The sequence below is a fragment of the Streptomyces sp. NPDC091282 genome, from assembly GCF_044757385.1.
GTDB lineage: Bacteria > Actinomycetota > Actinomycetes > Streptomycetales > Streptomycetaceae > Streptomyces > Streptomyces gramineus.
On record NZ_JBIVUX010000003.1, the window covers coordinates 642,506 to 656,485 of the forward strand.

General features: G+C 72.1%; 11 protein-coding genes. 3 read left to right on the forward strand and 8 right to left on the reverse strand.

The features are described from left to right. The first annotated feature begins 120 nt into the window (after nt 1–120). Entirely contained in the window at nt 121–1,116 is a 996-nt protein-coding gene (locus tag ACIQOE_RS16855; protein ID WP_365563235.1) for a LysR substrate-binding domain-containing protein, read from the forward strand. Between the two features lie 12 nt (nt 1,117–1,128). Here ACIQOE_RS16855 and ACIQOE_RS16860 read toward each other — a convergent pair whose 3' ends face one another. The 5 genes from ACIQOE_RS16860 to ACIQOE_RS16880 all read right to left on the reverse strand — a co-directional run bounded on the left by ACIQOE_RS16860 (nt 1,129) and on the right by ACIQOE_RS16880 (nt 6,012). Next, nucleotides 1,129–3,474, reverse strand: coding sequence for an ABC transporter permease (locus tag ACIQOE_RS16860; RefSeq protein WP_401412124.1), 2,346 nt, complete (start codon nt 3,472–3,474; stop codon nt 1,129–1,131). After that, nucleotides 3,471–4,160, reverse strand: a complete 690-nt coding sequence (locus ACIQOE_RS16865; protein ID WP_351318808.1) for an ABC transporter ATP-binding protein — start codon at nt 4,158–4,160, stop codon at nt 3,471–3,473. Before ACIQOE_RS16865 ends, ACIQOE_RS16860 begins: the two co-directional genes overlap by 4 nt. After that, the gene (locus tag ACIQOE_RS16870) at nt 4,157–4,681 is read right to left on the reverse strand and encodes a PadR family transcriptional regulator (RefSeq protein WP_351318810.1); all 525 of its coding nucleotides are present in this window, start codon (nt 4,679–4,681) and stop codon (nt 4,157–4,159) included. Before ACIQOE_RS16870 ends, ACIQOE_RS16865 begins: the two co-directional genes overlap by 4 nt. Nucleotides 4,682–4,843: 162 nt before the next feature. Continuing rightward, nucleotides 4,844–5,098, reverse strand: coding sequence for a hypothetical protein (locus ACIQOE_RS16875; RefSeq protein ID WP_351318812.1), 255 nt, complete (start codon nt 5,096–5,098; stop codon nt 4,844–4,846). Further along, nucleotides 5,095–6,012: an SPFH domain-containing protein gene (locus ACIQOE_RS16880; RefSeq protein WP_351318814.1), complete on the reverse strand. Its 918-nt coding sequence runs from the start codon at nt 6,010–6,012 to the stop codon at nt 5,095–5,097. The genes ACIQOE_RS16875 and ACIQOE_RS16880 overlap by 4 nt, the downstream gene beginning before the upstream one ends. 276 nt (nt 6,013–6,288) lie before the next feature. On the opposite strand from ACIQOE_RS16880, the gene ACIQOE_RS16885 reads away from it, so the two are divergent. Then, nucleotides 6,289–8,709: a transglycosylase domain-containing protein gene (locus tag ACIQOE_RS16885; protein WP_401412127.1), complete on the forward strand. Its 2,421-nt coding sequence runs from the start codon at nt 6,289–6,291 to the stop codon at nt 8,707–8,709. A gap of 95 nt (nt 8,710–8,804) precedes the next feature. On the opposite strand, the gene ACIQOE_RS16890 is transcribed toward ACIQOE_RS16885, so the two are convergent. From ACIQOE_RS16890 to ACIQOE_RS16900, 3 genes are all read right to left on the reverse strand, one after another. Beyond that, nucleotides 8,805–10,889 (reverse strand): SpoIIE family protein phosphatase, encoded by a 2,085-nt coding sequence (locus tag ACIQOE_RS16890; RefSeq protein ID WP_351318818.1) that lies wholly within the window; start codon nt 10,887–10,889, stop codon nt 8,805–8,807. Between the two features lie 304 nt (nt 10,890–11,193). Further along, entirely contained in the window at nt 11,194–11,907 is a 714-nt protein-coding gene (locus ACIQOE_RS16895; RefSeq protein ID WP_351318820.1) for a DUF402 domain-containing protein, read from the reverse strand. Nucleotides 11,908–11,991: 84 nt separating this feature from the next. Then, on the reverse strand, nt 11,992–13,377 hold the full coding sequence (locus ACIQOE_RS16900; protein WP_351934409.1) for a class II fumarate hydratase: 1,386 nt from the start codon (nt 13,375–13,377) through the stop codon (nt 11,992–11,994). Nucleotides 13,378–13,558: 181 nt separating this feature from the next. Here ACIQOE_RS16900 and ACIQOE_RS16905 point away from each other — a divergent pair, with 181 nt between their 5' ends. Then, nucleotides 13,559–13,936, forward strand: a complete 378-nt coding sequence (locus tag ACIQOE_RS16905) for a hypothetical protein (protein WP_401412130.1) — start codon at nt 13,559–13,561, stop codon at nt 13,934–13,936. Nucleotides 13,937–13,980: the final 44 nt, after the last annotated feature.

Below are 13,980 nucleotides of genomic sequence, written 5' to 3' on the forward strand. Positions count from 1 at the left end.
GGTTGGACGCCGCCGATGGTGGCACAAGGTGCATTGATTCTTGAAATAGCTACACTCGGTCGGGTTGATCGGAGGTGGCTATCAGTGGCTGTGGGTAATCCCCTGGGGGGCGGTGCGGGCGTGGGGGGCAAGCGCCGTCAGCCCAGCCTCGCCCAGCTGCGCGCCTTCGCCGCCGTCGCCGAACACCTCCACTTCCGGGACGCGGCCGCCGCGATGGGCATGAGCCAGCCCGCGCTGTCCGGCGCCGTCTCCGCGCTGGAGGAGACGCTCGGCGTCACCCTCCTGGAGCGCACCACCCGCAAGGTGCTGCTCTCGCCCGCCGGTGAGCGGCTGGCGGTGCGGGCCGCGGCCGTCCTGGAGGAGGTGCGGGCGCTGCTGGCGGAGGCCGAGTCGGTGCGGGCGCCGTTCACCGGCGCGCTGCGGCTCGGCGTCATCCCGACCGTCGCGCCGTACCTGCTGCCCACCGTGCTGCGGTTGGTCCACGACCGGTACCCGGACCTCGACCTCCAGGTCCACGAGGAGCAGACCACAAGCCTGCTGGACGGGCTGACCGCCGGCCGCCTGGACCTGCTGCTCCTCGCCGTCCCCCTTGCCATCCCCGGTGTCGTGGAACTCCCGCTGTACGACGAGGACTTCGTGCTCGTCACACCGCTGGACGAGCCGCTCGGCGGGCGGGCCGGCATCGCGCGCGAGGCGCTGCGGGAGCTGAACCTGCTGCTCCTGGACGAGGGGCACTGCCTGCGCGACCAGGCCCTGGACATCTGCCGGGAGGCCGGCCGGGAACTCAGAGGAGCCGGACGCGGTGCCTCGGCCAAGGGCGGCGGGCGGCGGGAGGGCGCGCCGGTCACCACCACGGCCGCGGGCCTTGCCACCCTCGTCCAGCTGGTGGCCGGCGGCCTCGGCTGCACCCTGCTGCCGCGCACCGCCGTCCAGGTGGAGACCAGCCGCAGCGACCGGCTGCTCACCGGCGTCTTCGCCGACCCCGCCCCGAGCCGCCGGATCGCCCTCGCGATGCGGGCCGGGGCAGCGCGCGGCGCCGAGTACCGGGAGCTGGCGGACGCGTTGCGCGAAGCGCTGCGGCCGCTGCCCGTCCGGGTACTCGGCGCCGGTGCGTAGACCTCCCGGCCGCTACTCCGTACGCAGCCCGTCCGGGCGCATCAGGCGCAGCAGCGGCGGCAGGCTCAGCAGCGTCACCGCGAGGACGACGGCCGCGCCGAAGCCGGTCATCGCCAGCACGCCGGGCCAGTCCACGCTCACCGTGGAGCCGACCATCTTCAGCAGCACCGAGCCCAGCGTCAGCCCGACCACTCCGGCCAGCAGCAGCCCGAGCCCGACCGGGATCGCGGTCTGCCACAGCACCGACAGGCTCAGCGTGCGCCGCCGGGTGCCGAAGGCGACCAGCGCCGACAGCAGCTTCTTGCGCTCGCGCAACTGCTCCAGCTGACCGACCAGCAGGCTCGCGCCGATCAGCGCCAGGACGGCGGCGGCGCCGACGAACAGCCCGGTGCGGATCGAGTCGAACTGCCCGCTGCGCTCGAACGAGGTCAGCGTCTGCGCCTGCATGAGCGGGTCGAGCCGGGCCGCCGTGTTGATCACGTACTCGTTGGCGTCCCGCACTCCGGAGTCGACCGAGAGGTAGACCACGCCCCGCACCGCGGTGCTGGCACCGGCCGGCAGCGCGCCCGGGGTGAGCAGGAAGCCGCCGCGCTCGTAACCGGTGGGGTCCTCACGCGTCCCGGCCTGCTTCAGTGCGGCCGGTACCGTCCAGCGGACCGGAGCGCCGTCGGTGTCGCCGCTGTAGGAGGGGTTGAGGTAGAGCGTCCTGCCGTGCTTCTCGGCGGCCTTCAGCAGGTCCTGCGTCTGGGAGTCGCTCTCGGAGCCCGTCACCTGGAACGCGTCGCCGTCGTGGCAGGACGGCAGGTGCGCGACCTCCCGCAGCGAGGCGCAATCGCCCACGCTCACCTGGGTGGTCTGCTTCGGTTCCTTCTTCAGGTCGCCGGCCTCGCCGTCGGCGATCGAGACGACCTTCCGGACCCCCTTGGTGCCGCTCATCGCGCCGGCCACCTCGGGCACCGCGACACCGCTGGGCACCTGGACCTCCATCTGGGCGCGGTTGAGGTCGTTCCTCGTCTGCTTGGTGTAGTCGGCCTCGACGCCCGAGAAGAGCATCTGGAGGGCGATCGCGCCGGCCACCGCCACCGCGATGCCGTTGACCAGCCGGGCCGCCGTACCGCTGCTCAACTGGAGCCGGCGGACGGCCAGCTGCCAGGCCACCGCGCCCCGGCCGAGCCGAGCCACGACCGACTCGACGACCCAGGGCAGCAGCGCCGTGACGCCGACCAGGAGCAGCAGCACACCGCCGGTGACCTGGTACTGGTTGAAGTCGCCGCCGCCGCGGCCCTGCCCGATCATCGGGAGGAGCGCCACCAGGCCGGCCACCGGGAGCAGCAGCCGCCACCACAGCCGCCGCCGCCGGGGCTTCGCCGTGCGCACCACGCCGAGCGGCTCGATGACCACGCCGCGCAGCGTGAACAGCGTCACCAGCACGGCCGCCGCCGGGACGGCCACCGCCACCAGCGCGGCCAGCAGCGGCGAGGGGTTGAGGTAGCTCGGGAACACGCTGGTGCCGAACACCTCGGCGGTGCCCGCGAACTGCCGGCCCAGCAGGAAGAAGCCGACGCCGAAGACCAGGCCGAGCAGCGCGCCCGCCATCGCCTCGCCGGCCGCGATCCGCCGTACCATCCGGCCGTCCGAGCCGACCAGCCGCAGCGCGGCCAGCCGCCGGTCACGGCGCTCGCCGCCGAAGCGGACCGCCGCCGCGACGAACACGGCGACCGGCATCAGCAGCACCACGAACACCACGAGGACCAGCAGGGTGAGGACCGGGTCGCTCTCCGCGTCCGGTGACCTGGGGCTGCCGAAGTGGTCGAGCCGGGCCACGTTGGGCGGGTCGATGTGGGCGGCGAGGCGGTCGGAGCCCGCGTAGTAGGCGAGTTCCTGCGAGCCGGTCAGTCCGCTCTCGGCGATGGTGGCGGTGATCCGGTACGGCAGCCGGGCGCGCAGCAGGGTTCCGTCGGAGGAGTCCAGCAGCCGCCTCAGCGCGGGCGAGACGGCCATCTCGCCCGTGGCCGGGTAGCGGGTGAGCCCGGGCGGCACCGGTGCCTTCGCGCCCTCCCGCTGGATCAGCCGGCCGCGGATGTCGCGGCCCTGGTACGGGGTGTCGATGTCCGCGATGACGAACGTCTTCTCGCTCGGCTTCACGGGGTGGTAGACGTACGTGTAGTCCGCCCGTGCGACGTCCCGCTGGTGGCGTACGGCCAGCGCGCTCGGGATGGCCGTGGTGAGCAGCAGCAGCGCCACCCCCAGACCCACGCCGATGGCGGTCAGCGTGGCCCGGAACCAGCCCTCGCGTCCGCCTCCGAAGGCGAACCGGACCCCCAGGGCCAGGTCCCTCCACCACTGCCTGACGTTCATACCGCCCGCTCCATGTCCCGGGACTTGCCGTCGCGTACGACGATCTCGCGGTCCGAGTAGGCGGCCACCCGGGCTTCGTGCGTGACGAGGACGACGGCCGCGTTGGTGGAGCGGGCCGCGTCGGTCAGCAGCTCCATGACGCGCTCGCCGTTGAGGGAGTCGAGCGCGCCGGTCGGCTCGTCGGCGAAGAGCACCCGGGGCTCGGTCACCAGCGCACGGGCCACCGCGACCCGCTGCCCCTGGCCGCCGGAGACCTCGCCGGGCCGCTTGCGGCCCAGGTCGTCGACCTCCAGCTTCTGCATCCAGCCGAGCGCCTTGCGCTCGGCCTCCTTGCGGGAGGTGCCGTTCAGCCGCAGCGGCAGCGCCACGTTCTCCACGCAGGTCAGCTCGGGCACCAGCTGGCCGAACTGGAAGACGAACCCGAACTCGCTGCGGCGCAGGGCGCTGCGTTCGGTGTCGCTCATGGTGGCCATCTCGCGTCCGGCGTAGACGATCGAGCCGGAGTCGGGCGGCACGATGCCGGCGAGGCAGTGCAGCAGGGTCGACTTGCCGGAGCCGGACGGCCCCATCACGGCGACGACCTCGCCCGGATGTATCGAGAACCCGGCCCCGTCGAGGGCGAGGGTGGGACCGTAGGCCTTGTGCAGGTCCTCGGCCGCGAGCAGCGAACCGGCGGGAGCGGTCACTTGGTCACCTCCGTGCGGAGCTTGTCGAGACGGGCGGCGGTCAGTTCCAGCCAGCGCAGGTCCGCCTCCAGGTGGAAGAGGGCGTGGTCGCAGACGAGCTGGTCGGCGAGGTCGCCGCGGCGCTTGCGGTCGGTCAGGATCCGCATGCTGCGCAGGTGCTCGGAGCGCTGGCGGTCGAGGATGTCACCGGCCTCGCGGTGCGTGAGCAGGGCGAGCACGACCTTGGTGTACAGGGTCGACTGGAGGTACTCCTCCGGCTTCTCCGGAGTCGCCAGCCACTTCTCGACGTCGGTGACGCCCGCGTCGGTGATGGCGTACCGCTTGCGCTCGGGGCCGCCGCCGGCCTCGATGCCGTCGACTTCCACGAGCCCGTTCTTCAGCAGGCGGGACATCGTCGAGTAGACCTGGCCGTAGTGGAGCGGCCGGTCGTGACCGAACTTCTCGTCGAAGGCCCGCTTGAGGTCGTAACCGTGGCGCGGGCCGGACTCCAGGAGCCCCAGGAGGGTGTGACCGATGGACATGAGCGGAACTCTACACACGGTGTATACCCACCATGTATACGCACAGTGTGTAGATCATGGCGGGGTGTGCGAACGCCCAGTTGGGAGCCGATTGTCACGGTTGTGCGACAGCCCGGTGCCGGGGATTCGCGGCCGGGGCCGCCGCGGGGGGTGCGCGGTGGTTCAGGCGGGCGGGGACTCCGGGGCGGAGCCGCCCGGCGGGCGGCCGCGGCGGGGGAGGGGGCCCGTCTCGCGCGGGAGCCGGCCCGCCTCCGCGAGGGCGCGCCGCAGCAGGAACTCGATCTGCGCGTTGGCCGACCGCAGCTCGTCCCCGGCCCACCGGGCCAGCGCGTCGTACACGGACGGGTCCAGCCGCAGCAGCACCTGCTTGCGCTGCTGCGGCCGGCGCCGCGGCGCCTGTTCGGGCGAGTCGGTCACTGGTACAGCGTCCCGGTGTTGAGCACCGGCTGCGGGGCCCGGTCCCCGCACAGCACCACCATCAGGTTGGACACCATCGCCGCCTTGCGCTCCTCGTCCAGTTCCACGATGCCCTGCTCGGCGATCCGCGCGAGCGCCGCCTCGACCATGCCCACCGCGCCGTCCACGATCTGCCGCCGCGCGGCCACCACCGCGCCGGCCTGCTGCCGCTGGAGCATCGCCGAGGCGATCTCGGGAGCGTACGCGAGGTGCGTGAACCGCGACTCCACGACCCGCACCCCGGCCGCCTCCACGCGCGCCTGGAGCTCGACGGCCAGCTTCTCGGTGATCTCCTCGGCGTTGCCGCGCAGCGAGAGGCCGCCCTCGTCGTGGGCGTCGTACGGGTACTCGATGGCGATGTGCCGGACGGCGGTCTCGGTCTGCGTGGACACGAACTCCGTGAAGTCGTCGACCTCGAAGACGGCCTGGGCGGTGTCCTGGACCTTCCAGACGACGACCGCGGCGAGTTCGATCGGGTTGCCGTAGGCGTCGTTGACCTTGAGGACGGCGGTCTCGTGGTTGCGGACCCGGGTGGAGATCTTGGTGCGCGAGGTGAAGGGGTTGACCCAGCGCAGTCCGTCCTGCCGGATCGTGCCCCGGTACCGCCCGAAGAGCTGGACGACCCGCGCCTCGCCCGGCGCCACCGTGTTCAGGCCGCGCATCGCGATGACGGAGGCGAGGAGGACGACGACGCCTCCGGCCGCGAAACCGGGGTTCACGGACGCGGCGACGAACAGCGCGGCGGCGGCGATCAGCCCCACCAGGCCCAGCAGCAGGGCGAGTCCGCCGCCGATGCTGTGCGCGACGGACTCCCGCACGCGCGGGGCCGGCATCTCGGGTACGTCGGCGGTCGCCGACGGGTCGTGGACGGACATGGTCTCCCCCTGGGGTGACGGGCTGCGGCACGGACGTGCTCTGTCTAGCTTCGTTCTATCCAAGTGATATCACTTTATTCGTCCAGGCAACCCTCGGTGCCTCCCGCTCGTCGGTTCCGTTGGAGCGGGGTGCTGATTGTCACGTCCGTAAAGGGTGGATCGTCTGCTCTTTGTCATAGAGAGCGGTGTTAGCTTTCGGAGCTGACCTGAGCCACGTACTTGTGTGATGCCCGTACACACGTGTGACAGCCGAGACGAAGCGGAGCAGACGGACTCATGGGACGAGCGGAAGAGAGAAAAGCGCGACAGCGCGGCGGCCGCCGCGCCGCGCCCGGACGCCGCTCGTCGCCGCCGGCCGCACCCGGGACGCCCGAGATACTCGAGTCGCCCGGCGGCACCACGAGGACCGTCCGGGCCCCGCAGGCCGAGGGCGGCACCCGCGCGGAGCGCCGCAAGGCCGCGGCCAAGGGCGGCTCCGCCAAGGACGGCAAGGCCGCCAAGGGCCGCATACGCCGGCTCTTCACCTGGAAGAAGGTGCTCGGCACCTTCCTCGGCCTGTGCCTGCTCGGCATCGGCGGCTTCATCGTGCTGTACATGATGGTGTCGGTCCCCGCGGGCAACTCCCTCGCGCAGACGCAGAGCAACGTCTACAAGTACAGCGACGGCTCGGTCCTGGCCCGCAAGGGCACCGTCAACCGCGAGATCGTGGACCTGTCCAAGGTCCCGAAGGACGTCCAGCACACCTTCGTCGCCGCGGAGAACAAGTCCTTCTACAGCGACAACGGCATCGACCTGAAGGGCATGGCCCGCGGCCTGTACAACACGGCGCGGGGCCGCGGCACCCAGGGCGGTTCGACGATCACCCAGCAGTACGTCAAGAACTACTACCTGGACCAGAACCAGACCGTCACGCGCAAGCTGAAGGAACTGGTCATCTCCCTGAAGGTGGACCGCGAGAAGTCCAAGGACGAGATCCTCGCGGGCTACATCAACACCAGCTACTACGGCCGGGGCGCCTACGGCATCCAGGCCGCCGCCCAGGCCTACTACCGCGTCGACGCCCAGGACCTCACGGTCCAGCAGGGCGCCTATCTGGCCGCGCTGCTCCAGGCGCCGAGCCAGTACGACTGGGCGGTGGCGGGTCCCATCGGCAAGAGGCTGGTGCAGGACCGCTGGAACTACACCCTGAACAACATGGTCGGCCAGGGCTGGCTGGACAAGACCAAGCGCGACACCATGAAGTTCCCGGTACCGAAGGAGCCGAAGGCCGCCTCAGGACTGGAGGGCCAGAAGGGCTACCTGGTCGACCTGGCCAACACCCAGCTGGAGAACCAGCTGATGAAGAAGCAGGGCCTCACCCGCTCCGAGGCGGAGGCCCAGGTCGTGGACCAGGGCTGGACGATCACCCTCAACATCGACCCGAAGCGGCAGGCCAAGCTGGAGGCGGCCGTCCAGGGCCAGCTCACCGGCAAGCTCGACGGCAAGAAGCGGACGGTCGACAAGAACGTCCAGGCAGGCGCCGTCTCCGTGGACCCGAAGACGGGCAAGATCGTCGCCCTGTACGGCGGCATCGACTACTACAAGCACTACACGAACAACGCCACCCGCGCCGACTACCAGCCGGCGTCGACCTTCAAGCCGATCATCCTCGCCGCGGCACTGGACCAGGACGCCAAGACCCAGGACGGCAAGGAGATCAACGCCAACACGGTCTACGACGGCACCAGCGGCCGTCCGGTCAAGGGCAGCGACATCGCCTTCTCGCCGCCGAACGAGGACGACGCCGACTACGGCGACATCACCGTGCAGACGGCGATGAACAAGTCCGTCAACTCGGTGTTCGCGCAGATGGGCGTCGACGTCGGCATGAAGAACGTGATGAAGGTCGCCGACGACCTCGGCCTGGACACCACGAACCTGCCGGCGGTGCCCGCGCAGACCCTCGGCTCCATGGGCGCGAGCCCGCTGGAGATGGCCGGGGTGTACGCCACCCTCGACAACCACGGCAAGAAGGTCACCCCGACCATCCTCGCGTCGGCGGAGAAGACCGGCCGCACGGTCGATCCGCCGAATCCGATCGGCGACCCGGTGATCAGCGAGAGCGCCGCCGACCAGGTGACCTCGGTCCTGACCGGCGTGGTCGACGACGGTACGGCCAAGGTGTCGGTCGCCCAGAACCCGCTGCGCAAGGGCCAGCAGGTGGCCGGCAAGACGGGTACCTCCGACAACAACAAGTCGGCCTGGTTCACCGGCTACACGCCCGACCTGGTGACGTCGGTGGGGCTGTTCGGCGAGGACTACAAGAAGCACAGCCAGGTGTCCCTCACCGGCGCCACCGGTCTGATCCCCGGCACCGGCCGCATCAACGGCGGCGGGTACCCGGCGCAGATCTGGGCGACGTACACCTTCGGCGTCACGAAGAAGCAGAAGTTCGAGCTGAACACCGACCTGGGCGCGGCCGTCCAGCCGACCGAGTCCCCGTCGAAGTCCGCGCCGCCGTCCGAGACGCCGTCCGAGACGCCGAGCCAGACGCCGACCAAGTCCGCGCCGCCGTCGGACACACCGTCGAACTCGCCGAGCCAGAGCGCGACGACGTCGGCGCCGCCGTCCAACTCGCCGTCCAACTCGCCGAGCCAGAGCCCGACGGGCGGCATCACGGACAATCCGCTGGACCCGGCCGCGGACGACTTCCAGTAGTCGTCCGGGCGGTCCGGTGGCGGCCGTCGACGCACGTTCCCCGCGTCCCCCGAGGAGCGCAACCTCCTGGGGGCGCGGCCTGAACCCCTGCGGCGCTATCGGTTCAGCTCGAACCAGACGACCTTGCCGGTGCTCAGCCGGGTCGCTCCCCACCGTCTGGCCAGTCTGTTGACGAGGTACAGGCCCCGGCCGCCCTCGTCGGTCGCCCGCGCCTGCCGCAGCCGCGGCAGCTGCGGCACGTCGTCGCCGACCTCGCAGCGCAGCACGTCGGTCCGCAGCAACCGCAGGGTCACCGGCCGGGACGCGTACCGCACCGCGTTCGTCACGACCTCGCTGACCAGCAGCTCCACGGAGTCCGTCAGCTCCTCCAGGCCCCAGCGCGCCAGCGCCCGCCGGGCCAGCCGCCGGGCCCGGCCCGGCGCCGCGTCCTCCGGCTCCAGGAACCAGTACGCCACGTCGCTCGGCGCGATCCCGTCGAACCGGGCCGCGAGCAGCGCGATGTCGTCGTCGCGGTCACCGGGCCCGAGCATGTCGAGCACCTCGTCGCACAGCGCTTCGAGCGGCGGCGGATGATCCGGGCCGGTCAGCTGCGCGGTCGCGGCTAGCTTCTCGCGCAGCTGCTCTATACCGGTCCACACGTCCCGCAGCCGGGACTCCACGAGACCGTCGGTGTACAGCAGCAGCGTCGCCCCGGCCGGCGCGTCCAGCTCGACGGCCTCGAAGTCGACCCCGCCGACCCCGATCGGCGCCCCCGGCGGCACCCGCAGCACCTCGGCGTGACCGCCCAGGTGCAGCAGGACCGGCGGCGGATGACCGGCGTTGGCGATGGTGATGCGGTGCGACACCGGGTCGTACACCGCGTACAGGCAGGTCGCCATCCGGTCGGTGCCCAGCCGCTGCGCCTGCTCGTCCAGGTGGTGCAGGACCTCCTGCGGCGGCAGGTCCAGGCCCGCCAGCGTCTGCGCGGTGGTCCGCAGCTGCCCCATGATGGCCGCCGAGGTCATCGAGTGGCCCATGACGTCGCCCACGACCAGCGCCACCCGGCTGCCCGGCAGCGGGATCGCGTCGTACCAGTCGCCGCCGACCCGCGCGGTCTCGGCGGCCGGCAGGTAGCGCGAGGCCAGCCGCACGCCGGTGGCGCTCGGCAGGTGCTCGGGCAGCATGGTCCGCTGCAGTTCGTCGGCGATGTAGGCCTCCCGGCCGTACAGCACCGCCTTGTCGATGCCGAGCGCGCTGTGCGTGGCCAGTTGGGCGGCGACCAGCAGATCGTCCGCCTCGAAGGCGAGCCGCTCCGGGCGGCGCAGGAACACCGCCGCGCCGATCACCCGGCGCCGGCCGCGCAGCGGGGCGAGGATCGCGTGCTGTCCGCCGGGGACCAGCGCGTCGGCGCCCTCGCCGAGGAGTTCGGGCAGCGCGGAGCGCGCCGCGGGGGAGTCGGCGAAAACCGGCCGCACACCCCGCAGCACCTCGTTCAGAGCGCCGCCCGGCCGTACCTCGCACAGCTCCGCGGTGAGCGCGGACAGGCCGATGTCGGCCGGTTCCGGCTCCGGGGCGGGCAGCGGCGGGAAGCCGTCGGTGTCCCGTTCCTCCGGGATCCGGTCGGTACGGCGCAGCCGCAGCACCACCGGGCCGACCGGCCGCTCGTCGCCGACCGGCAGCGGGTCGCGCAGATAGACCAGGATCGCGTCCGAGAAGGTCGGCACGGTCGCCCGGCACAGCCCCATCACGATCTCGTCCAGGTCGATGCCCCGGGCGATGCGGCGGGTCGCGGCTCCCACGAAGCGCAGCCGGTCGCCGTCCCGGCGCATCGGCATCGGCCGGCCGGGCGGCAGCCCGCGTCCGGTGCGGCGCTCGGCGGAGCCCGCGCCCGTCACCCGCTCCTGCTCGGCGCCGGGCTGCGGCGGGATCCCCTCCGCGGTGGGGCGGGGCCGGTGCGGGTCGGGCTCAGCGCTGGTGGGCTGGGCGTGCTCGGGGCCGTTGACGGAGTGCTCCTCGGACGTGCTGGTACCGGGGCCGGTGGGCGTCTCGCCCGCGCGGGCCTGTGCCGGTAAGGCGGTGGCGCCGGACGGGCGGGGCTGTGCCTGCGGTGGCGGTTGCGGGGTACGCAGGAGCGCCCCGCGGGCCTGAGCGGGGTCGGCGCCCGGCTGGGGGCGCTCGTAAGAGGTGGGGTGCTCCGTCACGCGTGTCGCATCCGTCCGTCCGGGGCTGCGCGCCGGGCGCGCAGGTGGTCCCGCCGAGACTCCGATACCCGGATTACGTGCCCCGGGAACGGAATTCCGGCGCGGCCGCAGGCTGTTCCCGTGCCGCCGGCGAACGATCTGGGGGCCACGCCCCGCTCGCCGGTGCCGCCCTCGTACCCCTCGCTCACGTCCTGCCGCCCCTCGGTGACGTTCGGTCAAGCCCGGACATCCTCCGGGAGTTGTGCTCAGCGCGCCCTTGCGGAGGACGATCCTACGGTTGTGTACCGGGGGCGCATCAAGGGTCTCATGTGGACACGTGCGCGGGCGTACGGTCCCAGTCCTCCGGCAGCGACGGTACCGCCCAGGACGGGTCCGGGCGCCAGTGCTGCCAGCCGTCCGAGAACGGGGCCTCCCAGGCCCGGACGGCGGCCACCGCGGACAGGCCCGCCGCCCGCACCCGTTCGGCCGTCTGTGCGTCCATCAGGCCGTCCCGCTGCGCCTGGGCGAACTCGTCCTCGTCGAGCCAGCGCCAACTGCGGTCCGGGTGCACGGAGATGTCGAGGAAGTGGTCCTCGGAGTCGACTCCGCCGTCCCAACGGGCCAGCGGCTGTTCGAGGTTGACGTACCAGTTCTTGAACTGCCAGCCCGGCTCCCAGAACAGCCACACCGACCAGGGCAGACCGGGCCTGGCCAGCTTCAGCACGCCGGTGCCGAACCAGTGGCCGCGCCGGACGGTGCGCGGCTTGGTGTAGCGGGACTCCAGCGGCTCCTCGGCGACCGACGTGCCGTCGGCGAAGACGGGCCGGACGCACTCGGTGCCGGGGGCCAGCCAGACGGCCAGCAGCTCCTCGTCGTCGCGGACGACGGTGACGGGGCGCGCGATGTGGAAACCCTGCCCGGCGTTCTCCCGGTACCGCCACAGGATCTGGCTCCCCGGGGCCCAGAACCCGGCTCCGCCGCCGGCCGCACCGCCCGTCTCCCCGCGCGTCACGCGTCTCACCGCTCCACCGTCTGCCATGCACAGATATTAGGTGCCATGGGCATACGACGCTGCGGTGGACGTCACGGTTCTGGCCGGGCGGCGCGAAACGTTCGCACGCGGTTACGGCCGCGTCATCCGCAGGACATCCAGTGCCTCGTCCAGCTGCGCGAGGGTCAGATCGCCCTTTTCGACGTACCCGCCCTCGATGACCACCTGGCGGATCGTCTTGCGCTCCGCCAGCGCCTTCTTGGCCACCTTGGCGGCCTCCTCGTACCCGATGTACTTGTTCAGCGGCGTGACCACGGACGGGGAGGACTCGGCGTACTCGCGGGCCCGCTCCCGGTGCGCGGTGATGCCGTCCACGGTCCGGTCGGCGAGCAGCCGCGTGACGTTGGCGAGCAGCCGGACGGACTCCAGCACGTTCTTGCCGATGACCGGAAGCATCACGTTCAGCTCGAAGTTGCCGGCAGCCCCGGCCACCGCGATGGTCTGGTCGTTCCCGATGACCTGCGCGGACACCATCAGGACGGCCTCCGGGATCACCGGGTTGACCTTGCCCGGCATGATCGAGGACCCCGGCTGCAGATCCGGCAGCGCGATCTCGGCGAGCCCGGTGCGCGGCCCCGAGGACATCCACCGCAGGTCGTTGGCGATCTTCGTCAGGCCGACCGCGATCGTCCGCAGCTGCCCGCTGGTCTCCACGATCCCGTCCCGCGCGCCCTGCGCCTCGAAGTGGTCGCGGGCCTCGGTGAACGGCAGCCCGGTGACCCGCGCGACCTCCTCGATCACCGCGGCGGCGAACCCGGGCGGGGTGTTGATCCCGGTGCCCACCGCCGTCCCGCCGAGCGGCAGTTCGGCCAGCCGGGGCAGCGAGGCCCGCAGCCGCTCCACGCCGTACCGCACCTGCGCCGCGTACCCGCCGAACTCCTGTCCCAGGGTCACCGGCGTGGCGTCCATCAGGTGGGTCCGCCCGGACTTCACGACGTCGGCGAACTCGGCCGACTTGCGCTCCAGGGACGCGGCGAGGTGCTCCAGGGCCGGGATCAGGTCCCGCGTGACGGCGGCGGTGGCGGCGATGTGGAGGGACGAGGGGAACACGTCGTTCGACGACTGCGAGGCGTTGACGTGGTCGTTGGGATGCACCTCGCGCCCGAGCCGCTCGGTCGCCAGCGTCGCGAGGACCTCGTTGGTGTTCATGTTCGACGAGGTGCCCGACCCGGTCTGGAACACGTCCACCGGGAACTGCTCGTCCCACGTCCCCTCGGCGACCTCCCCCGCCGCGTCCTGGATCGCCCGGGCCATGTCCTCGTCGATCACCCCCAGCTCGGCGTTCACCTTGGCCGCCGCGCCCTTGATCCGGGCCAGCGCCTCGATGTGCGCGCGCTCGATCCGCTGCCCGGAGACCGGGAAGTTCTCGACGGCCCGCTGGGTCTGGGCCCGCCACTTGGCGTGCGCCGGGACCCGGACCTCGCCCATGGAGTCGTGTTCGATGCGGTAGTCGCTCATGCAGGTATCAGCGATCGGGGTGACGCGGTTGTTCCGGTCTGCTGCATTGGCACCACCGACGTCACCGGGTCGGGGGACTGCGTCCTCCCTCGCCGAGCCGGACATCACGGATAAGTGTGACTATCTGCCCAAGGTGACCGGCGACTCCCGCCGGCGCCACGGCTGGCAGGAGGACCGACCGATGAACTTCACTCCCAAGGGTCTGCTCGGCGCCATCGCGGCGGTGTCCATAGGCACGGCGACCCTGCTGGGCGCGGGAGCCGGAACGGCGGCCGCCAGCGGCGGCTCGCACCGTGCCCACTGCGACCGCGCCGAGCGGCCGGTCTGGAGTGGCGATCCCAGCCGCAACATCACCGCCCGCGGCTGCAGCGTGCCGTCCCCGGGCGGGAAGCGCTGGTACCGCGTCGAGGTCGACACCCTCGTGGAGCGCCGGCACAAGACGGACTACGCGGACAGCCCGGTCACGGGAACCGCGACGAAGCACGACAGGACCGTGCGGTGCATGGGCTTCACCAAGTCCGGCGCCACGGTGAACTGGTTCGGCTGCATGCCCTACTGACCGCCGGGTCCCGGGAACGGGACGGCCGAGTGCGGCGGGGGCCC

Bases quoted from the DNA above. Each gene is read 5' to 3' on its own strand.
- ACIQOE_RS16860 (WP_401412124.1), bottom strand. From the start codon at position 3,474: ATGAACGTCAGGCAGTGGTGGAGGGACCTGGCCCTGGGGGTCCGGTTC.
- ACIQOE_RS16870 (WP_351318810.1), bottom strand. From the start codon at position 4,681: ATGTCCATCGGTCACACCCTCCTGGGGCTCCTGGAGTCCGGCCCGCGC.
- ACIQOE_RS16880 (WP_351318814.1), bottom strand. From the start codon at position 6,012: ATGTCCGTCCACGACCCGTCGGCGACCGCCGACGTACCCGAGATGCCG.
- ACIQOE_RS16885 (WP_401412127.1), top strand. From the start codon at position 6,289: ATGGGACGAGCGGAAGAGAGAAAAGCGCGACAGCGCGGCGGCCGCCGC.
- ACIQOE_RS16895 (WP_351318820.1), bottom strand. From the start codon at position 11,907: ATGGCAGACGGTGGAGCGGTGAGACGCGTGACGCGCGGGGAGACGGGC.
- ACIQOE_RS16900 (WP_351934409.1), bottom strand. From the start codon at position 13,377: ATGAGCGACTACCGCATCGAACACGACTCCATGGGCGAGGTCCGGGTC.
- ACIQOE_RS16905 (WP_401412130.1), top strand. From the start codon at position 13,559: ATGAACTTCACTCCCAAGGGTCTGCTCGGCGCCATCGCGGCGGTGTCC.